Source organism: Streptomyces sp. NPDC056835 (assembly GCF_042789485.1).
Lineage (GTDB): Bacteria > Actinomycetota > Actinomycetes > Streptomycetales > Streptomycetaceae > Streptomyces.
In genome coordinates this window covers 1-24524 of the sequence record NZ_JBHUBB010000011.1, presented here as the reverse complement: position 1 = coordinate 24524, position 24524 = coordinate 1, and the positions used below count along the sequence as shown (strand labels likewise).

Sequence of the window (24524 nt, the reverse complement as noted above, 5' to 3'; positions counted from 1 at the left end):
GTCACCCTTTCCTCGGAGCACTACAGCCACACCCTGCTGCGCGGCGCCGAGGCTGCCAACGAGGCGGCCCTGCGCGCGTGGGCGGCGTGGGCCGCCGCGCGGCACGGCACCTACGGGTTGGGCGCCACGCGCGGCGAGGTCTCGGCGACGGTGGAGCACATCCTTTCCGCTGCGGAGTTCCGGCACCCTTCGGGTGTTGACGGTGCATCAACAAAAGGGGATCGTGATTGAGGCGGCAAGTGTGGCGACAAGCGGCTGGAGGCATGGATGCCCGAAAAGCGTGATCTCGCGGATGTGCGAACGGATGGCATCGAACTCGAACTGCCGGAACTCGATCTGATGTCGATCGATTCGCTCGACGGCACGGTACTCGGCCAGATCCTGCTGGAGATATTCAGTGATGCGGACCCCGAGACGGGGTCGAAACACAGCCATCACCACAGCCATAGCAGCCACAGCAGTTTCAGCAGTTTCAGCTCACACAGTTCCAGTACGTGGTCCGGTCGTGCCTGACACGGTCCTGGAATCCGGGACCAAGCCATTCAGCTCCTTCATCTGCAAGGTCGCCTCGCGCTGCAACCTCGACTGCGACTACTGCTATGTCTATCGGCACGCCGACCAGTCGTGGCGGTCCCAGCCGACGCGTATGTCTTTGGAGACCGCCGCCCAGCTCGGTCGCCGGATCAACGAGCACGCCTGTGAACACGGCCTGGAACAGGTGGACCTCACCCTCCACGGAGGCGAGCCGCTGCTGCTGGGGGTGGACTATCTCCGTGCGGTCTGTGAGGCGGTGACGCGCACGGCACCGGACGTCAGGGTCCGCTGGAACGGACAGACCAATGGCACCGCGTACACCGAGGAAGTCCTGGACTTCTGCCGGGAGTGGGAAGTCTCCTTCGGACTGAGCGTGGACGGGCCGCGTGCGGTCAACGACCGGCACCGTCTGGACCACGCGGGCAGATCGTCCTTCGCGCAGGTGGAGCGTTCGATCGAACTGCTGAGCAGCCCGCGGGCCCGAGGGCTGTGGGGTGGGATCCTCGCCGTGATCGACCTCGATTCGGACCCAGCCGAGACGTACTCCTATTTTCGCTCCTTCGATCCGCCGTCCATCGATTTCCTCCTGCCACTGGGCCATCACGACCTGCGCCCTCCGGGAAAGGAGCGGCTCGACACCACCCCGTACGCGGACTGGCTGCTCAGCATTTTTGACATGTGGTACGCGGAACGCCCGCAGCCCGTCAGGATCAGGCGGTTCCGTGACGTCATCGCCCTCTACCTGGGGGCCGCGGACAGCTCCGAGGAGTGGGGGCTGCAGCCAGTCGACTTCACCGTGGTCGAGACCAATGGGGAAATACAGGCGGTGGACACCCTGAAAGTCACCTACCCGGGAGCCTGCGAGCTGCATCTGAACATATTCGACGACAGTTTCGACGCTGCGCTGAGGTCGCCGTTGGTGCGTGCGCGTCAGGACAAGTGGCGGACCCTGGGGGAGACCTGCCAGGAATGTGAACTGGTCCGCATATGCGGGGGCGGATACTTTCCGCACAGATACTCGCGGCAGAACGGATTCCGGAACGAGTCCGTTTACTGTGCCGATCTGAAGAAGCTCATCCGTGTGATCACTGGCACGGCCGGAAAGGACTTGCGACGCCTGCCCAGACGCGTCGAACGCGAGAAAGGGAAAGCAGGATGACCGCGACCGTCCCCCGGCTCGACCGGACCACCATCACGTCGCTGGCGGCTCCCACCGGCTGGACGGGTACCACCCGTGCGGTCTTCGCGGCCCGGTACCTCCACACCCTGGTGGGCATCCGCAGACTCGCGGCGCTGCTCGCCGAGAGGGCCCCCGGCACTCTGGCGGAGTCGGGCCTTCAGACGAGTCTGGAGGCGATCGGCGCCGCTCCGGCCGGCACGCAGAAGCGGGTGCTCAACCATCCGAGCGTGGCGTTCTGGGTGGATGTGGCCTGGAACCTGGTCGGGCGGCGAGCCCCTGAGCGTTTTCCTGAGGTCCATCTCCTCCCACATCTACGGGAGTTCGCACGCTTCGCGCTCTCGGCGCTGCTTCTGCACGGCCACGGGCGGCTTACAGCCGATGTCCGCGCGGACGCCGCGGGACGGATCAGCCTGCCGGGCTCCGGCCTGGCCCTGGAGGGGGTGGCACCATGGGCCCGTACCTCCCTGACCGTGGACAACGGCCGCCTGACCTGGAGCGGACAGCAGCTACGCGTACCCCGGCTCGCCGGCGGCATGGAGCTCAACTGGCTCGACCGGGACCTGAGGCTCGGCGGACGGGCCCGGTTCACGTACGCCGAGCTGGACCCGGTCGAGGGGCAGCGCTGGCACGACGAGCTGAACCGCCACGTCGACCTCATCGGAGCAGTGTGCGCGCCCCTTGCCGAGGAGCTTGTCGGCGGACTCGGCGTCATCGTCCCGGTCCTGTCCCCGGACCCGTCGCGTGTGCATGTGAGCGGCAGCTTCCATGAGGCGCCCGGTCTGGTCGCACTGGCGCTGGGCGAGCGGATGGCGACGGCGGAGGCGCTGGTGCACGAATACGGTCACCAGAAGCTCAACGCTGTCCTGCCGCTCGACCCGCTGATCGCCGACGACTCCGGCGAGGCCGTCCACTACTCGCCTTGGCGGGACGACCCCAGGCCGCTGAGCGGACTGCTGCACGCCGTCTACAGCTTCGTGAGCGTCGCCGACTTCTACCGGGCGGTCCTGGACACCCCGGACGCCGGCGGTCTGGCCCCGCAGAGCGTCGTGAACCGCGCCTACCGGGTCGTCCGCCAGGTCCGCGACGGGCTGGACGAACTGCGGGCGGCGGCCGCCCTGACGTCTCTGGGTGCCGCGTTCGTCGACGCGGTCACCGACCGGATCGAGGCATGTGACCGGGCCCTGCCCCCACCCCCGCCGGGGGAACGCCGTAGCGTCGACGCCGAGCGCACCGCGCATCGCGCCCGCTGGGACGAACGGCATTCGGCTCCGGCCGCGAGGGCGGCACCCGGGCCGGCGTCTGTGGTACGGCCTGCCCGCGGCGACGCCGTCACTGTCGCCACCCTGCACGCCCTGGGCCTCCCGGACGACTGGGACCCGGGGGCGATCGTCCGACGCTGGTATCCGGCGGACTCCCTTCTTGAGGCTGTACGTGACCTGCATCAGCTACGCGGAGGGACCGCCGCCGACGTCCTGCCGGACACCGTCCCGGGCGAGGGCCTGATCCCGGACCTCGCGGCGGCACATCTCGCGTATGTGTCCGAGGACTACCGCACCGCCCGCGTGCGCTACGCGGCCTGCGTCAACCATGATCCGCAGAGTCCGTACTTCTGGCAGTGTTACGCCTTCGCGCTCCGCCGTCTGGGCCGCCGTGACGAAGCGCTCTACATCCTCACGCACACCGAAGCCCTCATGGCACGGCGCTCCCCGCTCTCCGCGGACCAGGACATGCGCACGACGGCGGAGGCGCTCGCATGGGGCCTACGTCTGCCGGAAAGAACGGATGCCGGCCCTGCCTCGGTACGCCCGGTGCACCTGCCGGTGACGGAGGCGGTCGAACGCGAGCTGCGGGCCAGCCGGTACTGGGACCTGGCCGAGGCCACGCGCGGTGGCGCCCAACTCCCCACGCTGATCGCCGTGGCGAACGGGCTGAAACCGGCGATGGACCTGTGGGTCCCGCGTGACGGCTGGCCCGCCCTGCGCGCGCTCACCGAGACACTCGGTCTCGTCCACCACGTGGACGCCTGCTTCGACAGGCTCTCGCCGCAGATCGCCCAGGTGCCCCCCGACCGCCTTACGACCACCCGGGCCGCGTTCGTTCCCGACCTGCGGCAAGGCGCTGAGGCCCATGTCTTCCTCGCCCGCGACCAGGCCGCTCTGGACCGCGTGGTCGGCTCCGGCTGGTACCCGCTGATCGTCGACGGCAAGGTCGTCGACAAACACCGGGCCGACCACGACACGTTTGGGGAGGCCCTCGGCTACCCCGCGTGCTGCCAGGACTTCTTCCGGCAGCGCAACAACTGGAACGACGACAACACCTACTACGCGGCGCTGTGCAACACCCAGGGCAGGCCGAACCCCTTGTGCAACCCCCACCTCCGGCACACGCTGTACGGCCTGGTCCCGTACATGCCCTGCTCCTACTCCTGCTCCGCCACCATGAAGTTCGCCGACCGCCTCCACGAGGTCATCCGCATCGAACTCCCGAGCTACGCCAAGGCGATCGAGCGGGCCATAGCCAAGCCGCTGCTGTGTGTCTCCGAGCTCCGGATGTACGGCTTCGAGGGGGAGACCGTCCACCAGAACGACGGCACGGTCACCATCACCTACTCCGGTGCCAAGTCCCTCTATCCGATCGAGGACACGGATCCGCTGTGGGACCTGCTCCGCGCGGGCGATCGCTGCACCGTCGACGGCAACATCATCCACGTCGGCCGTGCGGATGCCTACATCGCGGGCTACGAGGCCCGGGGGGATCATCACGGTCCGGAGTGCCCGTTCGTCATCTCCTTTTCCTGACCCGTTCGTTCCCTGCGGGACCCCGTTACCTTCTTCGTGGCCTCGCGAAGGGGCTCCCGGCCTCCGACCCGGCATGACTGTTGCTGCGGGTGCCGATAATGCATCCGCGCAGGTCATCGACTGACGAAGGGCCTACAGAGGTGCACGAGGAAGGAAAGGTCGAACGCGTTCAATAACTCGCCATGCAAAGTGGAACACGTTCAATAACCTCGTCCGGTGTGCACATCCCCCTCGACCTCAGCAAGATGTGGCGTGATCTCCTTCGTGACGCTTCTCGTGTTGAACAGAGGCGATGGCGCTGGAGACCCTGCGCGCGTATGCGGGCGCAGGGAGGTAATGGCCGGCGTCGTCCCGACGCGCTCAAGAACGCCTGACAATGCGGTGTCGAGCGCATTGCTGGGGGTCAAGAGGTCGCAGGTTCAAATCCTGTCGTCCCGACAGGTGCGAGTGTCCGGGGTGGGGTTGTGACCTGGGCTTCCTCGGTGGAATTCGCTCTGACCCGTGCAAATGTCTCTCCGTAGTTCTCACGGTTCGGCGTCGTTTCCCATGCTCATGCGCCCTGGTGAGCCTGCGTCGTTCGAACCCACGACCTCTTCGTCCCGAAGCAACTCGGGCCGGGGGTGCTGCCTTGGGCTGGTGTGCCTCTCAACTGCGCTGACGGTCCGCAGACGTTCGCGGTCGTCTGCCGGTATTCGTCGCCGTTGTCACGCAGTTGGACACTCACCATCGCTGCGGTACGGGCCGTGGGCCGGGTGTACGACCTGTTCCGCCGCCGGCAGCGGGACGGCACCTGGCACCGGATCTTCACCCTCTCAGGTCATGCCTTCGACAGGGGGGAACAGTCATGCTGGGCTCGGAGGCCAGCGGCCCTCTTGCGGGACCACGAAGAACATAACGGGGGATGCATGGCCGACGAGAAGCAGCGGGGCCAAGGCGAGGGAGACGTCGCGGGGCTCCGGTCCTGGGCCGCCGTCGCCGTTCGCCAGGCGCATGAGCTGTGGCCCCACGTGCGGCAGAATCCGCGGCTGGCCGCGTTGCGGTTCGTGACCGAGCATCTGGCCACCGTCGAGAGGCTGTTACCGGCGGACGACCCGGCCCGGGCGGCCGTGGTGCCCTGGCTCGGGCTGCTGATGCAGGCGCGGCTCAAGGGCCGGCCCCACGCCGATCCACAGGAGCGGGCGGCCGCCCTGAGTCATCTCCGGTGGACCGACCGTGCCATGCCGCTGAACGACCAGCTCGCCATGACGGCCCGGAGACACCTGGCCGAGCTGCTCATCCCGTCGGGCATTCCTCCGGAGGCACGCGACGGCTCTGGGCTGCCGGCCCTGGCCGAATCGCTGCGGGAGCAGCTGACCGAGGCCCTGAACGTTCTCGCCCGCATCGTCGCCGGTGACCTGACGACGCGGGAGAGGGTGCTGGCCGTCATGGAGCGCGTCGCGACGCTGCTGTCCTCGCTCCCCGACCCGCCCGGGGGGAGTTCGCCGTCTCCGCCCCAGGAGGGCAACGATGGTGAGGAAGCGGGGCCGGCCGGTGTGGTGCCCCGCGGGGAGCCCGTGGAGGAGGTGCCGGCCGACGCCGTCCAGGGGGTGGTGGGCTGGGCGCGCCGGGACGCGGTGCGTTTCGCGCGCCTGCTGGAGTGGCTGTGCGTCACCGTGAACGGTCCCCCGGTCTCCATGGCGGACGCCGGCCGGGAGCTGGCGGATCTGGGCCTGGACCAGCCGGAGTTCACGCCGCTGCGCGCGCTGCTCGCCGCGCTCAGATCGGGCGGGCAGGATCCCCGGTCGCTCGCCGAACGCGTCCACAGCGCCGCGCAGGCGGCCAGGGAGGCGTTGCTCGCCATGCCTACGGACGCACCCGAGCGGATCCGCGTCGCCAAGTTCCACGCGGCCCTGCTGGTGGCGGGGAACCTCCGGATGCCAGAAACACTGGACTTCGGCGAGGTGGACAGGGCCGCGATGCTGCCGGACCCCGACCCCGCGGCGCGTTCGGCCTGGCGGCGAGGGCTGAGCCTGGAACTGATCCTGTCCACCTCGATCGACAACCTGTGGGTGTCGAACGGCGAGATCGCGCGCGTGGAGCGGAGCGCGGCATGGCTCCGGGAATGGATTGACGCCCTTCCGGCGGACGGGGCGAAGGCCGCGGCCGCCCGGCGGTTCCTGGCCGTCCTCCTCGCCCATCGCGTTGCCGCCGCTGCCACGCTCGGAGGCAGCCTCCAGGATGGCGTCGCCGCCCTGTCGATGGTCAAGGGGCTGTCTGCCGCCGATGAACGCGACGATGTCCAGGCGCTGTTCAGCCTCTACACCGGGTTCCTGCAGGCCCGCCGCAGCCGGGACCGGGCCACGCTGGCCCGCGCGGCGGAGGAACTGATCCAGACGCTGAGCGACCGGTACGCCTCCCCTGCGCCCGACGTGGTCACACGCTTCATTATCACCGGCACGCTGGGCTTGGCCCACAGCGAACGTGCCGCCTGGACCGGAGACCAGGCCGACCTTCGCGCCGCCGCCCGGTACCTGCGGGAGGCGGTGGAGACCGATCCGGCCACGGTCCCGCCACTGTTCGCACCGTACTTCCCCTCTGTGCGGGCCCAGATGATGGCCCTGCTGGCCAGGGCCGACCCCCGCCGGGAGGTCATCGACCGCGCCATCGAGGAGGTCCACCGGGTGATCGAGGAATCGCGGACGGCGCCCTGGGAAGAAGCCCGACTGCGGCTCGCCCTCGGCCAGGCCATGCTCCGCGCGACCACCCACCGCAGTGACCTCAGCCTGCTCGACCCGTGCATCACCGAGCTGAGCCGGGCCCGTGCCCTGGCCGCCGAAGGCCACGGCCTGCCGTTGAACGTCGAGGTTCTGACGGAGCTGTCCACGGCCCACTGGATGAGCGTGGTGACCGACGGCGGCCGCGCGAGTGAGGACCGGAAGGCGAGCCTGGACACTCGCCGCGAGGCACTGGAGCTGATTGCCGCCGATGTCCTCCTCCAACTCGGCGCCGAGCACGCCCTGTCGGTGGCCCGGACCGCGACCGGCCACGTGCTGTGGCTGGCCCTGCGGTGCGCCGAGGACCGCCGGCCCGCCGAGGCCGTGGAGGCGCTGGAGCTGGGTCGGGCCCTGGTGCTCCAGACGGCCGCGGCCGCACACGGCGTGCCCCGGCTGCTGGCGGACCGGGGTCACTCCGACCTGGCCGAGCGGTGGCGGGCACAGGCACTGCGGCATCCACTCCAGCGGGGTCCGAGCGAGGGGGACCGGGTTGAGGGGGACGCGGGCGAGGCGCATCCGGCTGAGGGGGATCCGCTCCTGCCGGGGGGAGCGGTCGTGGTGGCGGCCCCGGCCCCCGGCGCTGAGCTGCCGAGCAGCCTGCGGCGCAAGGCTCTCGCCGTACTGGAGGCGGGAAACGGCACCGGCGCACGGGAGTTGCTCGGCACTCCGGACGTCGCCGCGCTGACCGCCGCGCTGGCCGCCTCGGGGGCCGACGCGCTGGTCTACCTGGTCCCCGGCGAGGGCTTCCGCCCCCACATCCCGGGACGCGCGCTGATCCTGCGCCCCGGCAGCGCCGAGCCCGCCGTGCTTGCCCTGCCGCTGCTGCTCTCCCCAGGTAGTCACCAGCTGGAGCGTTACCTTGCCGCCGCCGCCGACCGTTCCCGCAAGGCGGCCGACCCGGACGCGTTGCGTGCGTCGTGGGAGGCCGCCGAGACGGAATGGCGGGCGGCGCTGAGCGAGCTGTGCGACTGGGCCTGGCCCGCCGCCGTAGGACCGGTCCTCAACTCCCTGGAACCCCTCGGCCGACCGCCGAGGATCGTGCTGATCCCCTGCGGCCCCCTCGGCGTCGTCCCCTGGCATGCGGCGCGCGAGCACATCCCGCTGGGGGGTTGCCGGTACGCCTGTCAGGACGCGGTGTTCAGCTACGCCCCGTCCGGGGCGCAGTTCCTGCGGGCCGCCGCCCGCGACCGGCTGCCCACCAGCGGGCGCCGGGTGCTGGTCACCGACCCGCGGCTCAGCCTGGTGTGGGCCGAGATCGAGACGGAGGCGCTGCGTTCGGCCTGCTACCCGGACGCCCGGCGCTACGGCGAGTTCGTGGCGGCCGAGGGCGTGCCGGATGCGCCGGGTAGCTGCGAGGACCTGCTGGCCGTGCTGCCGGGAGGCGGTCAGCCGGCGGCGGTCGTGCACATGTCCTGCCACGGCGTGGCCGGTCCGAGTCCCACGCGATCGGCGCTGTCGCTGGCCGATGGCGAGCTGACCGTCGCCCGGATCCTGGACCACGCCGCGGCCGCGGCGCCCGGCCCGGACGGCCCGCTGGTCGTGCTCAGCGCCTGCGAGACCGACCTGAGCACGGGCGACCACGACGAGGCACTGACCCTCTCCACCGCCCTGGTCGCCCGGGGCGCGGCCGACGTGGTTGGCTCCCGCTGGGCCGTCAACGACAGCGCGACCGCGCTGATGATGGCCGTCTTCCACCACTTCCTCACCAGCCAGGACCTCGCTCCCGCCGACGCACTGCGCGCCGCCCAGCTGTGGATGCTCAACCCGGACCGCCGGTCCCCGCCCGGCCTGGGCGACCCACTGCACCGCGGGGCCGCCCGCACCGACCTGCACGAGATTCACCTGTGGGCCGCCTTCACCCATCAGGGCAACCCCGCGGCACGCTGAGCCCTGCCCGCGCGGTGCCGGACGTTCAGCACTCGCCCGGGATCCAGTCAATCGCTCCCGAGCAAAGTCAAGAACGGCCCCTACGGTCCAAGCCAACTCAAGAACAGGCTGGTCGACGCTCTCCCGCACCGGCGACGCCGACCGTTCGCTGTGGCTCAACGACACCTCCACCAGCACCCAGCAGACCGGGTACGCGGACTCGTCAGGTCCCGTGGTGAATTCGCAGTCCTCGTTCACGGTGTCGGCGTGGGCCTACCCGACAGATGACACGGCGTTCCGCATGGTGCTGATCCGCGACCGGGACTCCACGTGCACGCAGGCACTCGACACCACCTTCTCCACGCCCCGCGCGAGTTCCAGACCTTCTACAACGGGCATCGGCCCCACCGGGCCCTGGCGCAAGCCGCTCCGCTCCGCCCACTGCCCGAACCGAGCACCGAACCAGAACGGATCGAACGCCGGAACGTCCGCTGACGGGGTCGACTCGGCGGAACCCTCGACGAGTACCGACATGCTGCCTGAGCAGGACGGATGATTTATCGGCACCCGCACGGTCGGAAATCGGCTTCGGGCTGACGAGACTCCTGGGCTACGACCTGCTGCCCCGGATCAAGCAGATCAACAAGGTCAAGCTCTACCGGCCCGGACGCGAGGAAGAAAACACCTACGACAACCTCGCCGACGCGATGACCCGTCCGATCCGCTGGGACGTCATCGAGAACAACTACGACCAGCTCGTCAAGTACGCCGCCGTGATCCGCGTCGGTACCGCCTCCACCGAGGCCATCCTGCGGCGCTTCACCCGCACCGCCTCCCACCCCGTCTACGAGGCCGTGCTGGAGGTCGGCGAAGCCCAGAAGACCATCTTCGTATCAGTTACGTGGAATCTGACCGCAGCGGAGGTCATCTCCCTGGGGTACGACCACGGACTGAGGAGATGTGCTGGGCACGGTGGTGCTCCCCGCCGAAGAGGAAGTTCCCTGCCAGAACCCCGGGAGCATGGTCTGGCAGGGGCCGTCCCCGAGCGTGCAGGCGCTCGCTACCGCGGGAGGAAGCCGCCGTCCCGGTGCCCGGCGACGGCTTGGCCGGCGCTTACGCGGGGGCCGCGTACTCGGCGATGACCTGAGCCCGTGCGAGGGTGTGGAAGCGCAGGTTGAAGCCGATGAAGGCCGGCGAGGCGTCGGAGTCCGGGCCGAGCTTCTCCTGGTCCACGGCGTAGACGGTGAAGACGTAGCGGTGCGCCGGGTCGCCGGCCGGCGGTGCGGCGCCGCCGAAGTCCTTGCTCCCGTAGTCGTTGCGTACCTGGATGGCGCCTTCGGGGAGCCCTTCGAACTTGCCGCTGCCCGCGCCCACCGGCAGTTCGGTCACCGAGGCCGGAATGTCGAAGACGGACCAGTGCCAGAATCCGCTGCCGGTGGGCGCGTCCGGGTCGAAGCATGACACGGCGAAGCTCTTGGTCCCGGCCGGGAAGCCCTCCCACCTCAGGTGCGGAGAGGTGTTCCCGGCCGCGTAGACCTGCGCGTCCTTCAGTACCGCGCCGGGTTCGAAATCCTCGCTCGCGACGGTGAAGGACGGTACCCGCGGATGAAACTCGTGAGGCAGCGAAGCCCTCTTGGGTTGTTCGGTCACAACCACACCTCCTGGGTCGACAAGGCCCGGCGCGCAGCGTTCCGCGCGCTATCGCAGGCCAGAAGAAGACATGTCCAGAGAACCATCCGGCGGTGCGGCCGAGGAAGAAAGATCCTCTCGCGTCCTTGCCCATTCCTGCCGTGCGGTGGCGAGACCAGTACCGGTACGGGCGCCTGTCATGGTGCGACGGTGTCCTGGCTGGGCGGTGTGCCGAAGAGGCGCCGGTACTCGCGGCTGAACTGTGAGGGGCTTTCGTAGCCGACGCGGAGGGCGACGCCGGTCACGTCGTCGGCGTGGGTCGCCAGCATCAGCCGCGCCTGCTGCAGACGGATCTGCTTCTGGAACTGGATGGGGGTCATCGCCGTGACGGCCCGGAAGTTGCGGTGGAAGGAGGAGGTGCTCATGTTCGCGAGGCGGGCCAGATCCTCGACCCGGAACGGCTCGGCGTAGTGTTCCCGGACCCAGCGGGCTGCCTGTGAGATGTGGGTGAGGCTGCTGCCGGCGAGGCCGAGCTGGCGCACGAGCTCGCCTTGGTCGCCGGTGATCAGCCGCCAAAGGATCTCGCGTTTGATCAGCGGGGCGAGGGTCGCCTGGTCGCGGGGGTGATCCAGCAGGTGCAGCAGGCGGACCACGGCATCGATCAGCTCGGGCGAGGCGTCGCCGACGGCGAGAGCCGGCCGTGCTCCGCCCGGGTCGCGCGGTGCCGTCTCGGGTTCGGCCAGCAGGAGATCGGCGATGGCGGCGGGCTCAAGGGCCAGCCCGACACAGAGCGAGGGCTCTTGCGGGTCGGCGTCGAAACTCGTGGTGATCGGCAGGTCCAGTGACGCGACGAGGTACTGGCCGGCCCGGTACTCGTACGTCCGCTCGCCCAGCATGAGGCGCTTGGTGCCCTGGGCGACCAGGACCAGCATGGTGCCGGAGGTCGTCGGGGTGGGCGGGAGGGAGATCTCGAACCTCGACAGGCGGACCCCCTCGATGCCGGTGTACTGGTCCGGCCGCACATGCCGGTTCAGCAGGGCGCGGAGTTCATCAAGAGGCATGAGTCGATTGCAGCACAGCCCCTGACCGGCCAGAAATGTGCCGCGCGGCGGGCGGAGAGCCGGGCCCCGGGGGTCGGTGATCCACAGCCGGTTCGGGCCGGGGCGGTGAAGTTCCGCTCCACCCCGAGATCACGGAGCCGACTCGGTGGACCCGCCAGATCTGCGCGGCCTGGGTCGCCGCGATGGACAGGCTCCGGGTCGCGATGGGACCTGCGGCCTGCCGCACCGCGGCCACAATGCGCTGGTAGTCCACCGGCAGCGCGGCCTCGTCCACTCCCGGCGCACGGTCCGGGACCAGCCGCACCGCCCGGCCCGCGACCCGCACGACCGGCGACCCGGCCGCTGCCTGCTCGTCGGCGAGCTGCTCGCTCATCCGCTGCCACACCCGCACCGCCACCGCGAGCTCGTCCCGCTCGGCCCGTACCTCCGACAGCTGCTTGACCAGCTGCTCTTCGAGTCCGTCCAGCTCCGCGCGTGGCGCGGTGATCCGCTCCAGCGCCTCAGGGGCCGTCATACGCCGGAGCGTAGGGACGCAACCCGCGACGGCGGGCGGGAAACCGCGAACCCACCCTTGCCAGACGATCTGCGCCCCGGACTGCCGCTCACGACCGGCACAAGCACGCCGAAGACAGCACACGCCAGACCCATGACCTGCAACTTCACGATGCACAGTGCTCAGTGCCCCCGCCTCGCGGGCCCGCGAAGATCGACCGGACAGGACCTAGTTGCGCTTCAGGGACGCCGATGGCCATGCCTGGCCAGCTCGCCTTAACGCCCAAGACTGACGCTAGTTGACGCGTCAATAATCGACCTCTAGCGTAGGTGATGCGTCAACCGAATGGTTTGGGGTCGCCGGCCCGGTCAGCCCGCACCTGCCTTACCGCGGGGCATCGAGATGTCGGTGCACCGCCGGAGACCCGCGGACGCAAAGTTCCAGAAGGGGAATCTCATGAGTACTGAGAACAAGGCCGGACTCGGCGCGCTGCTGACGCCCGAGGAAAGCGTGCTCGCCCTCATCGACCACCAGCCGTTCCAGGTCGCCAACCTGCACAGCCACGAACCGACGATGGTCATCAACAACACCGTCGGGCTCGCCAAGGCCGCCAAGGTGTTCGACGTTCCGACCATTCTGACAACCGTTCTGGAGGAGCGCGGTGGCCTTCTTGTCCAGGGTCTGCAGGATGTGTTCCCGGAGCAGAAGCCGATCAACAGGACCTTCATCAACACCTGGCAGGACGAGCGTGTCGTGGATGCCGTCAAGGCGACAGGACGCAAGAAGCTGATCATCGCTGGCCTCTGGACGGAGATCTGTGTGGCCATGCCGGCGATACAGGCGGCGGGCGAGGGCTTCGAGGTCTTCGTCGTCACCGACGCGTCGGGCGGTGTCTCGAAGGAGGCCCACGACATGGCGGTGCAGCGCATGATCCAGGCGGGCGTGGTCCCGATCACCTGGATGGCCGTGCTGGGCGAGTGGCAGCGCGACTGGGCCCGCGAGAAGACCGTGCAGGGCGCCGCCGAGGTCCAGGCGCAGCACGGCGGTGCCAGCGGTGTGGCCTTCGCCTGGGAGATGCAACTCCTGGCCACGCCCACCGAAAGCGAGGCCTGACATCGCCGCCACCCGGCACCGATCCGTATCGGGTACTGCCTGTCGTTAACCGGTTCCCTCGCGGACAACAGCCGGTCGGCCCGTCTGGCCCATGAAATCTGGCGTCAGGACGTCAACAGCCGAGGCGGACTTCTCGGCCGTCCTGTCGAGTTCGTCCGGTATACGACCCTGGGAACGCCGACAACGTTCCCAGGATCTACGAGCGGCTGATCGACGAGCACGATGTGGATCTCGTCATCGGTGGATACGGCACCAACACCCTGCTGCCGGCATGCCGTTGATAGTGGAGCGGGAGCGCTTCTTCGTCGGGCTGATGGGTCTCGGCGTCAACAACGCGCTCCTCTATCCGAACTACTTCGCCATGATCCCCACCGGTCCGGATCCGAACGCCGCGCTCACGGAGGGTTCTTCGCGCTCGCCGCGGAGCGGACTCCCCGGCCGGAAACCGTGGCGCTCGTGTCTGCTGACGCCGAGTTCTCGCGCAATCCCGTTCTCGGCGCCAAGTCGAATGCCAAGAAGTACGGCATACAGGTGGTCCACGAAGTCACATATCCGCTGTCGACCGAGGATTTGCTCCCGTAATCGACGCGGTCGCCCAAAGCGGCAGTGACCTGTTGTTCCTGTGTTCCTAATCGTCGTATCCCCACAGGAATCTTCTTCCGGCAAGCTCATCTTCCCTTACGCGGAAGCTCTCACCGCCGAGTGACGGAGGCCAATCGCAGCCTTCGAGAACGGGCCGCCGGAGATTCCGGCGGCCCGTTCGTCGGCCCGGGGCGTGCCGTCACCAGCACTGCGAGTGAGGGCACCCCCAAGAACGACTGATTGGTGTCAGGGCCGGTCAGGGCCCCGGCCGGCTGCTTCAGAACGTTGGTACTCTCCACATCTACGGCGAGGCGGGGAGATAATCGTGGGAGCAGAGCCGTCGAGTCCTCCGAGCCGCTGGTTCAGAGGAACTGGCTTTGGGGTCCTCTTCGGTGGGCTGACGGCGGTGGTGACCATTGCTGCCATTGGGAGGGCATGGGCAGCTTGTGACATCGGCGGCAGCGCAGCGGCCAACGCCATGACGTTGCTGCTTCTTGCGCCTCTCATATGGATCGCCACTGCGGCTCCGTGGGTGATTCTGCACAGCACCCTCGGAAGACGTCATCGCAGGACGGCCCTGACCGCAGGGCTCATCTTCACCCTGTGGTTCACCTGGTTCCTTGTCACATGGCTCGGCATGCCGGACTCCTACCCCGCCCCGTTGTGCCCGGGCAACGTCCCACCCTGGTGGCCGAGCTTCATCCCGGCATGACTCCGGCGAAGCCTGTGAACGACCTTGGCACCGGCAGCGGAACCTACTCAACAGAGCCCCCGATCAGCCGCTGCACGCCAGCAAGATCGTGTGAGGAGTTCATAGGACCGCCGGCCTCCGCATGTCTGGAATGCCCGCGCGGAATCAGACCGTTAATCGCTTAGGTACCGGTCGTGCGACGGTGCCGGAGAGTCGCGTCGGGAGAGCGGAGCATCAACGTGGACGTCTTCATCGTGGGCATCACCGGCGGTATCGGGGGTCTGCTGGCGGAGGAACTTCGCTCGCGAGGAGACACCGTCCACGGGTTGGCCCGCCGAGACGATCAGCAGGCTGACCTGGCAGCGCGAGGTGTGAACGCGCGAGTCGGCGATCTTGCCGACATGACGGTGGAACAACTGGCAGCAGCTTTCACCGACGTTGACGCAATCGTTTTCAGTGCAGGGTCGAACGGCGGCAGCAGGGAGGTCACGACGGCCGTCGACGGCGATGGGGTCGTCAAAGCGATCAAGGCGGCACGCCTTGCCGATGTGGAGCGCTTCGCGCTGGTGTCGGTGCTTCCGGAATCATGGCGGGAGCGTGACCTCGGGGACGAAGTCGAGTACTACTTCGCCGTGAAGAAGGGTGCAGACGTCGCACTCAGCCGAAGCGATCTGAATTGGTTGATTCTCCGTCCCTCACTCCTCCTCGACGATCCGGGAACCGGCACCGTGTCTCTCGGGCCGGCGGAGCTCCATGGGCAGATCGCTCGCGAAGACGTCGCCGTTACCCTCGCTGAACTGCTCCACGAGCCCCGGATCGGTCGGCAGATCCTCGAACTCAACACGGGGTCGACACCCATCGAGGAGGCGGTCCGTGCGAACGTCCGTTCCTGAACTACGCATTGGCGCTGGACTTCGGCAGCTGGACTGAGTAGTGCAACGGTGCTTGCCACGACTGCTGACCAGGTCGCCGGCTTGCTTCAGCTCGACCCGTCAGCCTTTGAGAAGCCGTAGGCGGCCTCTGCCATCACTCAGCTGAACGGAATGCCATCGGCGTCGTCAACGCCGGCCCAGTCACCGGATCAGCGACCACTCTGAGAACACTCACTGATGCGGCGACGCTACGGCGGCTGTGCTGATGACGCTGTTGACGATGACTGCGGTCATGGTACGTGTGACCGCTTCGCCGGTGGCTCCGGCACCCCTCGGAGCAGGGGTGGCGGTAAGCAGGCGGAGCTGGTCGGCGTCGACATTGGCTCCGAAGGCGGGGGTTCCGGGCTCAAGCCGGACGCCCGCCGCGAGGTCGCCGATGGTGAGTGGGTCGAATCCGAGAGTGTCGATCAGCGCAGACACGACGGCGAGATCCTCGGGCGAGTCACCGGCGATCGCGATGGCCTTGCGTCCGAGGCCGCCAGCTGGACGAGCCCCGTCTTCGAGGTCGTGGTAGCCCATGTGGTTGAGGGCTTTCACGACACGTGCGCCCGTCAGGAACCGCTGAACGACTTCGCTCGAAGAGGTCTCGGGCGGGAGGATCGCGTCGCGGGGACCATCGACCTCCCACCAGTGGTTCATCGCGTCGATGACCAGCTTTCCTTCCAGCTTCGCAACTGGGAGGTCGCGGTGTTTGCCGAGCGGGAGAGCCAGGACCACCACGTCGGCGGCATCCGCGGCCTGGGCCGGCCACACGGCGGTCGCTCCGGGGGTGAGGATTTTGGCGGTGAGCGCGATCTTGGAGGGGTCACCGGACCCGGAGATCAGGACTCGATAGCCGGCGGCGACCGCCAGGCGCGCCAGGACGGTACCGACTTTCCCGGCACCCAGGATCCCGATAGTGGTGACAGGGCTGGTCATCGCGTCGCTCCCGCCGTGGCCGCGGGCTGCTCGGCCAGAAGCTCGCGGATCCGAGGGATGACCTGGGTGCCGTACAGCTCGACCGAACGTAGACGTGCGGAGGCCGAAACGGTGCCGGCGGCGGAGTAAATCATGTCGAACCGGCCCGCGTTCAGTACCCGGACAGCATGGGCGATCTTGGCCGCGACCTTCTCAACCGAGCCGACATACAGCGACCCGCGGTCCACCTCGGCGTCGAATTCTTCCCGGCGGAGCGGCGGCCAGCCGCGCTGCGCCCCGATCCGGTCGCGGATCTCCTTGTACCCAGGGTAGAAGAGCTCCATGGCCTCTTCGTCAGTGGAGGCGACGAAGCCGGGCGAATGCGTCCCGATCGGCTGCGCGGTCGTGCCGAACTCCTGGCTAGCACGCCGGTACAGATCCACGTAGGGAGCGAACCGGTCAGGGGCGCCACCGATGATTGCGAGCATGAGCCGGAAGCCGTATTGAGCGGTGCGGAGCACGGACTGTGGTGTCCCGCCAACCCCTACCCAGGTGTTGAGACGTCCCGAATCCGTCTTCGGGTACACGTCTGCATTGTGCAGGGCGGCGCGCGTGGTGCCTTCCCAGGTGACCGGCCTCTCGTCCAGGAGCCGATGGAAAAGGTCGATCTTCTCCTCGAACAACACCTCGTAGTCCTTTAGGTCGTACCCGAACAGGGGGAACGACTCGGTGAAGGAACCGCGTCCGAGGATCACCTCGGCGCGGCCGTTGGAGAGCGCATCGACCGTGGCGAACCGCTGGAACACTCGCACCGGGTCGTCCGAGGACAGCACCGTCACGCCCGAGGCGAGCCGGATACGTTTCGTGGCGGTCGCGATGCCCGCCAGTACTGTCTCAGGGCTGGAGATCGCGTACTCGGGTCGGTGGTGCTCGCCCAACGCAACAACGTCGATTCCGACTTGGTCGGCAAGGACCGCTTCGGTCACCGCAGCGCGGATCGCCTGCGCGTGCGAGACGATCACGCCCTGGTCGTTTCGGGGCCGGTCTCCGAAGCTGTCGATACCGAACTCGATTTGCGAAACATCCATCGTGTTCACTTCGTTCAACGCTTTCGTTGTGTCGGGGTGTGGTGGTGCGTGGTTCGTGACGACCGGGCGGGACGTCCGTCCCGGGCGACCCGCACGAGTTCCCTGCCGGTCAGGTCTCGCGTGTCGTCATCGCCGGCCGGCAGTTCGCGCGCGGACGGGGGAGGGGAGCCGGTTCGCCGAACAGTCGGATGCTCTGCTTCGCAATCCCTTGGTCACCCACACCACCTCCGCCGATCTAGTTGACACGTAAACAATGACACCCTATGGTTTACGTGTCAACTAGATCGTGGCGTGGTGGGTGCGACTGCACGTCAGCGAACTGGTGCTTAGTCCACAACAGGGCCGACCGGGGGGGCCTGGTCGGGCAGTTCGCCGGCCGGGGGCGCCCCTCTTAACAGGCCCGGCGGCGCTCAGATGATCGTGTAGTCCGCCATGACAACCGGGAATCGCAGCCCGGGTCGACCTCGTGTTCACCCACAGCATCGTCCACGGCTGGGCCCCGAACCCCGTGGCCACCGTCGACATCTTCCGGCTGGACAACGGACGCATCGTGGAACACTGGGACGTAGTCCAGGACATCGTCTCTCCCGAAGAATCTGCCAACGGCAACACAATGGTGTAGACCCGGCGGGTGGACATCTCGATCTCATCGTCTCGTAGCACCGGTCCTGCGCTCATCGTTCCAGGACACCGAGCGCCGGTTGAGTCCCTGAGCGTCCAGGTGGGGCGGCGCCCGTACGGCGCCTTCTTGCGTCGGCAGCGCCGCCCGACGCCGGCCTTGTCGCCGCCTGCGCGGATAGCGCCAGAGAATGGAGACCTCTTATGTCGGTCAACAAAGAAACCGCGCCCAAGGCCATGGATGAACTACTCAACCAGCGGCGGGACTTGACGGCCTTGGATCGACACCTCACCGAGAACTGCATCCAGTACAACCCGGCGATTACCGACGGCCGTGCAGGCCTTCGGGCAATCGTGCCAACTCTCCCCGACCATTTCCGCTACACCATGCTGTGAACGTTCGAGGACGGCGACCGCGTCATCGCGCTCGCCAGAGTCAGCGGCTTCCTTCCCGAAGGCGATGCCGCTGTGGCAGACGTCTTCCGACGGATCCCTTGCGGCCGGCCCATCGAACCATCAAGCATGCAACGGAGAGACCATGATCGCAGTCGTGGTTGTTGTAGCGATCTGCCCTCGAACGGGCGATCACCCGCGCTCACGTCGAAGATGAGGGCTGTCTTCTCTACGCTCTGCACGAGGGCGACGACCGCCTCGTCGAAATCGAGAAGTGGTCCAGCCCTGAGGCGCTGGACCCGCACCTCAAAGGGCCCGCGGTAGGCCACCTTCTGAAGGAGATCGAGGGGAAGATCGTCGGCGAGCTGGACGGGCAGGTCTTGCGACCCCACCCGGCTGGTACGCCCCAGCGGGGAGCGCTCTGACTGTCGTTGACAGCCGAGCATCGACGTGGGTACGCAGCCTGGGGCCGGGGGAGCCGACGCGGTTGGGCTGGACCCTGGCCGACCTGCCGCCGCCAAGGGCGGCCGACGGGCGCGGTGCTGGCCGCGACCGCCGTCACTGCCGATCAACTACGTGACGGCGTAGGTCAGTTGACGCACCACGGAGACTGCTGCCGACGGCGAACGTGATGCAGGGTGCGGCTACGTCTGTCCCGATCATCAGAAGTTGACAGGTCCACTATGTTGCCCTAGGGTCCTGGCTGAAAGCTCAGCTGACCCTGCGCCCTTCCAGTCCTGGCGTGGGAGGAGTGGAGGGAGCCCCCGTGTACATTGCTGCGGCTGTTCTCAGCGTGATCCAGGCAGTCGCGTCCCCTCGCCCGGTCAGTCCGGCTGCTTCTCCATGTGGTCCAGGACGCGCTTGGAGATCCGGCCGAGTGTGCTGAGCTGGTTCGGGGTCAGGGCATCGACGAAAAGGCGGCGGACGTGCTCGACGTGCTGGGGTGCGGCCTCTTCGATCGCCTTGTAGCCGGCCGGGGTGGCGACGATGAATGCTCCGCGTCCGTCGTCGGGGCACTCCTCCCTGGCCACGAGCCCGCGTTTCGCCATCCGCGTGACCTGGTGGGACATCCGGCTCTTCTCCCACTCCACGAGTTTGGCCAGATCCAAGAAGCGCATCCGCCCGTTGCCTCTTTCGGTGAGGCTGGTGAGCACGATGTAGTCGGAGGCTGACATTCCGGAGTCGGCCTGGACGCGTCGGGACAGCCGTCCGATGAGTGTCTCCTGCATTCGGATGAAGCTGTCCCAGGCGGCCTTTTGTTCTGGGTCGAGCCAGCGCGGTGGTGCGTCCATAAGGGCAGTCTAACGAAATCGTTGACAGCTCATCTACTGGCGGCGGCGACGCACCCCTCAGTGGGGCCGCGTCCGTCGTGGCCATGATGCTGCGGTTCACGCCCGGCCCTGGTGCGCGAGCCGGAAGGTGCCGGGATCGATACCTGTCGGGCGGGTGGAGAACGTACCGAATTTGTCCGGTTTGGAGTCAAGGGCGAGTGGTGCGAGCCGCGTCTCCTGCGGGTCCGGAGGCCGGCACCCCGTCCATGCTCGCTCTGCGCGGCGGACGCCCTCGTCGAGGGTTAAGTTGATGCATCAACCTAGTGGGGCTAGGCTGATGTCCTGGCTGACGGGATTCTGCCGAGTAGAGCGGGATCAGACCCCACAAGGAGGACACATGACGGTCGAAGTGAGCGACGTGCCCGAGGCGAAGCGCTACGAGGCCCGTGTCGGTGGAGAGTCCAAGGTGGCGGGCGTCGCGGAATACATCCGTACGACGGAACTCGTTGCGTTCGTGCACACCGAGGTCGAGGCGGAGTACGAGGGCGCGGGAGTCGGGTCCGCGCTGGCCCGTACAGCCCTTGACGAGGCACGCGCCGCCAACCTGCGGGTGCTGGCCACCTGTCCCTTCTTCGCGGGCTGGATCAGCCGGCACCCCGAGTACCAGGACCTGCTGTACCAGTCCCGCAGCAAGGTCAGTGACTGAAAAGCCGAGCACGGCAGAAGCGGAGGCGGGCATGAGCGGCGAATCCGAGCGGAAGGCCTACCGGGCGGAGTCGATCACGGTGACCTTCGAGGCCAGGCGTTGCCTCCATGCCGCCGAATGCGTCCATGGCCTGCCCGAGGTGTTCGACCCGACGAAGCGACCGTGGATCCAGCCGGACCAGGCTACGGCCGAGCGCCTGGCGGAGGTGGTGCGGCGCTGTCCCTCGGGCGCGCTCCAGTACACCGGACAGGCGAACCGCTCGTCACCATGGATTCATACGGGCGAGAGCATCTCCTGAAGGATGCGCTGCAGTTCGGTGCGGTCCTGCGGGGTGATCCTCGCCAGTCTGCGGTCGTACTCCGCCGCCAGGGCCGCAAGTGCACGGTCTCGCGCCTCTGTGCCCGCGGAGGTCAGTGCGAGGCGGTGGCGCCGCAGGTCCGCGTCGTCGATCTCGCGCCGGATGAACCCCTTGGCGACGAGGTTGCGGACGTAGACCGTCACGCTTGCTTTGGGCAGCAGCAGTGCCGCCGCGATCTCTGCCGGGTACGGCGACGCGGCCACCTCCGCCAGGACGAAGAACTCCTTCGTCTCCAGCCCGAGATCAGTCAGCTCCTCCGTGCAGGCATCCATCACGACACTCAGCAGCCGCTGGTTCAGCGTCCACAGCCGCGCACCGTCGACCGACATGTGAGTCCCCCAATGAGGTGGTACCGTTCTGTATTAGTTCCAAACTGCACTAGTAGCGTTTTTGTACTAGTGCAGTTTGGAACAATGATCTCACGAAGGGTGCTGTCCATGCTTCAGCGCATCACGATCCCGCGCGGACCGATCGAGCTCGCGGCCGACCTTTACCTGCCCGACAATGCCAAGACCACCGCGCCGCTGCGCGCCGTGGTGCTCTCCACGCCCGGCAGCAGCGTGAAGGAGCAGATCGGTGCGAACTACGCGTCCCGCCTCGCCGCCCGCGGCATCGCGGCGCTCGTCTTCGATCCCGCTCACCAAGGGCAGAGCGGAGGCGAGCCCCGCGACCTCGAAGACCCCTACCGCCGCGGTGAGGACATCTCCTACGCCATCGACGCGCTCACCACGACCCCCGGCATCGACTCGCAGCGCATCGGCGTCCTCGGCATCTGCGCCGGCGGCGGCTACGCCGTGCACACCGCCCGCACGGACCACCGCATCAAGGCGGTCGGAACCGTCGTTCCCGGCAACATGGGCACCTCGTTCCGCAGCTTCCAGCCCGACGGCCCGGCCGCCGCACTCGACGCCCTCGCCGACGCGCGCACCGAAGAGACACGCTCCGGCGAGATGACCCGTGTGAACTGGCTGCCCGACACCCTGGAGGACGCCGCGTCAGCCGGGCTGACCGACATCGACACCACCCAGGCCATTACCTACTACCGCACCGAGCGGGGCGGCAACGAGCACTCCACCAACCGCCGCCTCTCGCGCGGCGACTCCCTCCTGCTGGGCTACGACGCGTTCCACCTGGTCGACCAGCTCATGACCCAGCCACTGCAGGTCATCCTCGCCGGACGCATCGGCAACACCGGCTCCTACGAGGCGGGCACGCAGCTGTGGAAGATGGCCCCCAACCCGGTCGACCTCATGGTGATCGAGGGCGCCGGCCACTACGAGATGTACGACGAGCCCGAATACGTCGACGCCGCCGTCGAACGGCTCACCAACTTCTACGTCAACAACCTGTAGGCATCCAAACCGGCGGACCCACGTGGTCACAGCGCCGCGGCGTCGCCCACCTCGTCTACAGTCCGGCGGTCGCCGCGGGTTCGCCAACGGGCGTGGACCATCTCGACACCAAGAGCCGTATCGAGGCCCATGTCCGGAATCTGGACATCGCCGGCACCATCATTCGGCCGGCCACGTTCATGGAAGCTCCTGGTGACCCCCGAAATGGGCCTCGACCGGGGACGCCGCACCGCGGTGACGCGTGCGACGGGGCGGTCGAACCGGAGCCTGGGCCACCACCACGCGCGTCACCTCGACGCCCCGACGGCACCCGCGCAGCCGTGACGGCTACTGGTTCGTCTCCGGGGCGGGCTGTCCCTTCGATGTGCTGCCCGGCCAGGAGGGCGACCCCCGGCTCGTGCGGTACGACGACTGGGCCGAACCTCCCGAGGACCTGCCGCCGTCCCGCTGCCACGGCGGGCCGCGCGGCATAACCTATGTGGCCCGTCATGTGGGCGCCGTGCTGTGCACCCCTGCCCTGCTCACCCTCGACGGGCGTTGGGTGGAGGGCGGCGGCCCCGACTACGAGCGGATGTTCAACGCCTGCCTGGACGGCCTGCCCGGCGACACGATGGTCGTGCGGGTGCTCTACCACTCGTGACGGGGGCGCTCTGTCCACGGAGCGGTGACGGTGATCAGGACTGGGGGCGGCTGTCCGATGGTCCCGGGGTCAGGCGTGCATGCGGCGCAGGGCGTCCATGGCGCTGTCGAGGACTTAGCGGTCGGTGAGGTGGGCGTGGTCGTGCGCGGGGCGGCCGGCGTTGAAGCCGAGGAGGACGGGCTTGCCGAAGGCCCGGTGTCCGTTGACCCACAACGACCAGCGGCCGGGGTCGGTGGGGTCGGACCAATCGATGAGGCATGGGACGACCATGACCAGTTGCTTGGTCAGGGTGGCCTCCATGGCGTGATACGGGTCCGGGGCAGTCACCGAGACCGGAGCTCAGGTGTCGGAGTCGGTGGGGGTGGGGGTGGCGCAGGCGAGCCGGCGCAACACGTCCAGGCTGTTGCTCTCTGGCGGTGCGGTCATGACCATGAGCAGTTGCTGTTCGTCGAAGGTGCGCAGGACCTGCCAGTCGAGGGGATAGTCGCCGGTGTCGGGGTGTGTGAGGTGCTTGGTGCCGGTGGTCTCGTAGCTGGTGTGCTGTTCGGCCCACCAGGTACGGAAGTCGGCGTCGGTGAGGGAGAGTTCGCCGATGAGGGAGGAGATTCTGGGTTCGCTGTGTCCGTTGGCGGTGACGCGGACGAAGCCGACACAGATCCGGGCGAGGGGTGCCCAGTCGGTGTAGCGTCCGCGGATCCGGGGGTCGAGGAAGAGCATGCGCAGGAAGTTGCGTTCGCGGTGGGGCACGTGGGCGAAGTCTCGGAAGACGGCGGTGGCCAGCGGGTTCCAGGCCAGGATGTCGAGGTAGCGGCCGAGGACGAGGGCGGGGCTGTCGCGCAGGTTGTCCAGCAGTTGCTGAAGCTGGGGGCGCACTCGTTCAGGCCCTGTCTGTTTGCGGGGGCGCTGGTCGGTTTTGCCGGCGAGTTGGAAGAGGTAGTTGCGTTCGTCTTCGCCCAGGCGCAGGGCGTCGGCCAGGGCGGCCAGGACGACCGGGGAGGCGCCGGCGAGGCGGCCCTGTTCGAGGCGGGTGTAGTAGTCGGTGCTGATCGAGGCCAGTTGGGCGACTTCCTCGCGGCGCAGGCCCGGGACGCGGCGGGACTGCCCGGGTGTGGACAGGCCGACGTCCGCCGGGTCGAGGCGGGCGCGGTGTGCTTTGAGGAACGCGGCGAGTTCCCTGGGACGGTCCGTGCGTGGGCTCATGCCACTCATGGTCTCCCATGGACAGACCGACATGAAGGGGTATGGCGAACCTAGGAAAGCTCTTTCCCAGGAAGACTCTTTCCCCTGGTCAGAGTGGTGTTACCGCCGAATACTCATGGTCGAGCCCGAGAGAACTTCCCCTGAAAGGCAGTCAGTCATGCGACTCGACATCTCCTTCGACAGTCACGGCAACCGCCTCGTCGGCCACCTTTACCTCCCCGAGAACCGCACCGGCGCTCTCCCCGCCGTCGTCGTGGTCGGAGCCGCCTCCGGTACCAAGGAGCAGTCCCCGGCGGCCTACGGCGCCCGGCTCGCCGAACTCGGCTATGCGGCCCTGGCGTTCGACCACACCAGCTACGGCGACAGCGA

General features: G+C 68.1%; 24 protein-coding genes and 1 pseudogene. 16 read left to right on the top strand and 9 right to left on the bottom strand.

Annotated features, from left to right (window positions below; genetic code table 11):
• Positions 1-267 precede the first annotated feature (267 nt).
• The 5 genes from ACFRMN_RS14555 to ACFRMN_RS14535 all read left to right on the top strand — a co-directional run bounded on the left by ACFRMN_RS14555 (position 268) and on the right by ACFRMN_RS14535 (position 10273).
• A complete protein-coding gene (locus ACFRMN_RS14555; protein ID WP_383018571.1) occupies positions 268-513 on the top strand; it encodes a hypothetical protein in 246 nt (81 codons plus the stop codon).
• Entirely contained in the window at positions 506-1693 is a 1188-nt protein-coding gene (locus ACFRMN_RS14550) for an FxsB family cyclophane-forming radical SAM/SPASM peptide maturase (protein WP_383018568.1), read from the top strand. Before ACFRMN_RS14555 ends, ACFRMN_RS14550 begins: the two co-directional genes overlap by 8 nt.
• Positions 1690-4512 (top strand): aKG-HExxH-type peptide beta-hydroxylase, encoded by a 2823-nt coding sequence (locus ACFRMN_RS14545; RefSeq protein WP_383018565.1) that lies wholly within the window; start codon positions 1690-1692, stop codon positions 4510-4512. Before ACFRMN_RS14550 ends, ACFRMN_RS14545 begins: the two co-directional genes overlap by 4 nt.
• Before the next feature lie 905 nt (positions 4513-5417).
• Positions 5418-9152 carry a CHAT domain-containing protein gene (locus ACFRMN_RS14540; RefSeq protein WP_383018561.1) on the top strand — a complete coding sequence of 1245 codons (3735 nt, stop codon included), beginning with the start codon at positions 5418-5420 and terminating at the stop codon, positions 9150-9152.
• Between the two features lie 470 nt (positions 9153-9622).
• Positions 9623-10273, top strand: coding sequence for a Tn3 family transposase (locus ACFRMN_RS14535; RefSeq protein WP_383019066.1), 651 nt, complete (start codon positions 9623-9625; stop codon positions 10271-10273).
• Here the strand turns inward: ACFRMN_RS14535 and ACFRMN_RS14530 are convergent.
• The 3 genes from ACFRMN_RS14530 to ACFRMN_RS14520 form a co-directional block, all read right to left on the bottom strand.
• Positions 10245-10781 carry a YbhB/YbcL family Raf kinase inhibitor-like protein gene (locus tag ACFRMN_RS14530; protein WP_383018558.1) on the bottom strand — a complete coding sequence of 179 codons (537 nt, stop codon included), beginning with the start codon at positions 10779-10781 and terminating at the stop codon, positions 10245-10247. The genes ACFRMN_RS14535 and ACFRMN_RS14530 overlap by 29 nt on opposite strands.
• A gap of 176 nt (positions 10782-10957) precedes the next feature.
• Positions 10958-11821: an AraC family transcriptional regulator N-terminal domain-containing protein gene (locus ACFRMN_RS14525; RefSeq protein WP_383018555.1), complete on the bottom strand. Its 864-nt coding sequence runs from the start codon at positions 11819-11821 to the stop codon at positions 10958-10960.
• Positions 11811-12335: a hypothetical protein gene (locus ACFRMN_RS14520; RefSeq protein ID WP_383018552.1), complete on the bottom strand. Its 525-nt coding sequence runs from the start codon at positions 12333-12335 to the stop codon at positions 11811-11813. The genes ACFRMN_RS14525 and ACFRMN_RS14520 overlap by 11 nt, the downstream gene beginning before the upstream one ends.
• A 435-nt stretch (positions 12336-12770) precedes the next feature.
• On the opposite strand from ACFRMN_RS14520, the gene ACFRMN_RS14515 reads away from it, so the two are divergent.
• From ACFRMN_RS14515 to ACFRMN_RS14505, 3 genes are all read left to right on the top strand, one after another.
• Positions 12771-13427 (top strand): hydrolase, encoded by a 657-nt coding sequence (locus ACFRMN_RS14515; RefSeq protein WP_382881561.1) that lies wholly within the window; start codon positions 12771-12773, stop codon positions 13425-13427.
• A 21-nt stretch (positions 13428-13448) separates the two neighbouring features.
• Positions 13449-13637, top strand: a complete 189-nt coding sequence (locus tag ACFRMN_RS14510) for a hypothetical protein (RefSeq protein WP_383019063.1) — start codon at positions 13449-13451, stop codon at positions 13635-13637.
• Positions 13638-14939: 1302 nt separating this feature from the next.
• A complete protein-coding gene (locus tag ACFRMN_RS14505; RefSeq protein WP_383018549.1) occupies positions 14940-15593 on the top strand; it encodes an NAD(P)H-binding protein in 654 nt (217 codons plus the stop codon).
• Between the two features lie 210 nt (positions 15594-15803).
• Here the strand turns inward: ACFRMN_RS14505 and ACFRMN_RS14500 are convergent, their stop codons facing one another.
• On the bottom strand, positions 15804-16550 hold the full coding sequence (locus ACFRMN_RS14500) for an NADPH-dependent F420 reductase (RefSeq protein WP_383018546.1): 747 nt from the start codon (positions 16548-16550) through the stop codon (positions 15804-15806).
• Positions 16547-17617, bottom strand: a complete 1071-nt coding sequence (locus ACFRMN_RS14495; protein WP_383019061.1) for an LLM class flavin-dependent oxidoreductase — start codon at positions 17615-17617, stop codon at positions 16547-16549. The genes ACFRMN_RS14500 and ACFRMN_RS14495 overlap by 4 nt, the downstream gene beginning before the upstream one ends.
• A gap of 466 nt (positions 17618-18083) precedes the next feature.
• Here ACFRMN_RS14495 and ACFRMN_RS14490 point away from each other — a divergent pair, with 466 nt between their 5' ends.
• From ACFRMN_RS14490 to ACFRMN_RS14480, 3 genes are all read left to right on the top strand, one after another.
• On the top strand, positions 18084-18239 hold the full coding sequence (locus ACFRMN_RS14490) for a hypothetical protein (RefSeq protein WP_383018543.1): 156 nt from the start codon (positions 18084-18086) through the stop codon (positions 18237-18239).
• 200 nt (positions 18240-18439) lie between these two features.
• Positions 18440-18631 carry a hypothetical protein gene (locus tag ACFRMN_RS14485; protein ID WP_383018540.1) on the top strand — a complete coding sequence of 64 codons (192 nt, stop codon included), beginning with the start codon at positions 18440-18442 and terminating at the stop codon, positions 18629-18631.
• A gap of 188 nt (positions 18632-18819) precedes the next feature.
• Positions 18820-19053: a putative quinol monooxygenase gene (locus tag ACFRMN_RS14480; protein ID WP_383019058.1), complete on the top strand. Its 234-nt coding sequence runs from the start codon at positions 18820-18822 to the stop codon at positions 19051-19053.
• A gap of 399 nt (positions 19054-19452) precedes the next feature.
• Here the strand turns inward: ACFRMN_RS14480 and ACFRMN_RS14475 are convergent, their stop codons facing one another.
• Entirely contained in the window at positions 19453-19920 is a 468-nt protein-coding gene (locus ACFRMN_RS14475; protein ID WP_383018537.1) for a MarR family winged helix-turn-helix transcriptional regulator, read from the bottom strand.
• 376 nt (positions 19921-20296) lie between these two features.
• Here ACFRMN_RS14475 and ACFRMN_RS14470 point away from each other — a divergent pair, with 376 nt between their 5' ends.
• A complete protein-coding gene (locus ACFRMN_RS14470) occupies positions 20297-20605 on the top strand; it encodes a GNAT family N-acetyltransferase (protein WP_383018534.1) in 309 nt (102 codons plus the stop codon).
• Positions 20606-20636: 31 nt separating this feature from the next.
• Positions 20637-20846: pseudogene (locus ACFRMN_RS14465) on the top strand ((4Fe-4S)-binding protein); the annotation flags it as partial.
• A gap of 32 nt (positions 20847-20878) precedes the next feature.
• Here ACFRMN_RS14465 and ACFRMN_RS14460 read toward each other — a convergent pair.
• On the bottom strand, positions 20879-21292 hold the full coding sequence (locus tag ACFRMN_RS14460) for a MarR family winged helix-turn-helix transcriptional regulator (protein ID WP_383018531.1): 414 nt from the start codon (positions 21290-21292) through the stop codon (positions 20879-20881).
• 108 nt (positions 21293-21400) lie between these two features.
• Here ACFRMN_RS14460 and ACFRMN_RS14455 point away from each other — a divergent pair, with 108 nt between their 5' ends.
• Together ACFRMN_RS14455 and ACFRMN_RS14450 are read left to right on the top strand one after the other, a co-directional pair.
• Positions 21401-22315: an alpha/beta hydrolase gene (locus ACFRMN_RS14455; protein WP_383018528.1), complete on the top strand. Its 915-nt coding sequence runs from the start codon at positions 21401-21403 to the stop codon at positions 22313-22315.
• Positions 22316-22556: 241 nt separating this feature from the next.
• On the top strand, positions 22557-22955 hold the full coding sequence (locus ACFRMN_RS14450) for a hypothetical protein (RefSeq protein WP_383018525.1): 399 nt from the start codon (positions 22557-22559) through the stop codon (positions 22953-22955).
• Between the two features lie 114 nt (positions 22956-23069).
• Here ACFRMN_RS14450 and ACFRMN_RS14445 read toward each other — a convergent pair whose 3' ends face one another.
• A complete protein-coding gene (locus tag ACFRMN_RS14445) occupies positions 23070-23255 on the bottom strand; it encodes a hypothetical protein (RefSeq protein WP_383018522.1) in 186 nt (61 codons plus the stop codon).
• 39 nt (positions 23256-23294) lie between these two features.
• The gene (locus ACFRMN_RS14440; protein ID WP_383018518.1) at positions 23295-24155 is read right to left on the bottom strand and encodes a helix-turn-helix transcriptional regulator; all 861 of its coding nucleotides are present in this window, start codon (positions 24153-24155) and stop codon (positions 23295-23297) included.
• Positions 24156-24312: 157 nt separating this feature from the next.
• On the opposite strand from ACFRMN_RS14440, the gene ACFRMN_RS14435 reads away from it, so the two are divergent.
• Positions 24313-24524 (top strand): alpha/beta hydrolase (locus ACFRMN_RS14435; RefSeq protein WP_383018515.1); only part of this gene is annotated, 212 nt, incomplete at its 3' end.

Coding starts and splice junctions, on each gene's coding strand:
- ACFRMN_RS14555 (WP_383018571.1), top strand. CDS start 268: ATGCCCGAAAAGCGTGATCTCGCGGATGTGCGAACGGATGGCATCGAA.
- ACFRMN_RS14545 (WP_383018565.1), top strand. CDS start 1,690: ATGACCGCGACCGTCCCCCGGCTCGACCGGACCACCATCACGTCGCTG.
- ACFRMN_RS14540 (WP_383018561.1), top strand. CDS start 5,418: ATGGCCGACGAGAAGCAGCGGGGCCAAGGCGAGGGAGACGTCGCGGGG.
- ACFRMN_RS14525 (WP_383018555.1), bottom strand. CDS start 11,821: ATGCCTCTTGATGAACTCCGCGCCCTGCTGAACCGGCATGTGCGGCCG.
- ACFRMN_RS14520 (WP_383018552.1), bottom strand. CDS start 12,335: ATGACGGCCCCTGAGGCGCTGGAGCGGATCACCGCGCCACGCGCGGAG.
- ACFRMN_RS14515 (WP_382881561.1), top strand. CDS start 12,771: ATGAGTACTGAGAACAAGGCCGGACTCGGCGCGCTGCTGACGCCCGAG.
- ACFRMN_RS14500 (WP_383018546.1), bottom strand. CDS start 16,550: ATGACCAGCCCTGTCACCACTATCGGGATCCTGGGTGCCGGGAAAGTC.
- ACFRMN_RS14495 (WP_383019061.1), bottom strand. CDS start 17,617: ATGGATGTTTCGCAAATCGAGTTCGGTATCGACAGCTTCGGAGACCGG.
- ACFRMN_RS14485 (WP_383018540.1), top strand. CDS start 18,440: ATGTCGGTCAACAAAGAAACCGCGCCCAAGGCCATGGATGAACTACTC.
- ACFRMN_RS14475 (WP_383018537.1), bottom strand. CDS start 19,920: ATGGACGCACCACCGCGCTGGCTCGACCCAGAACAAAAGGCCGCCTGG.
- ACFRMN_RS14470 (WP_383018534.1), top strand. CDS start 20,297: ATGACGGTCGAAGTGAGCGACGTGCCCGAGGCGAAGCGCTACGAGGCC.
- ACFRMN_RS14460 (WP_383018531.1), bottom strand. CDS start 21,292: ATGTCGGTCGACGGTGCGCGGCTGTGGACGCTGAACCAGCGGCTGCTG.
- ACFRMN_RS14455 (WP_383018528.1), top strand. CDS start 21,401: ATGCTTCAGCGCATCACGATCCCGCGCGGACCGATCGAGCTCGCGGCC.
- ACFRMN_RS14445 (WP_383018522.1), bottom strand. CDS start 23,255: ATGGAGGCCACCCTGACCAAGCAACTGGTCATGGTCGTCCCATGCCTC.
- ACFRMN_RS14440 (WP_383018518.1), bottom strand. CDS start 24,155: ATGAGCCCACGCACGGACCGTCCCAGGGAACTCGCCGCGTTCCTCAAA.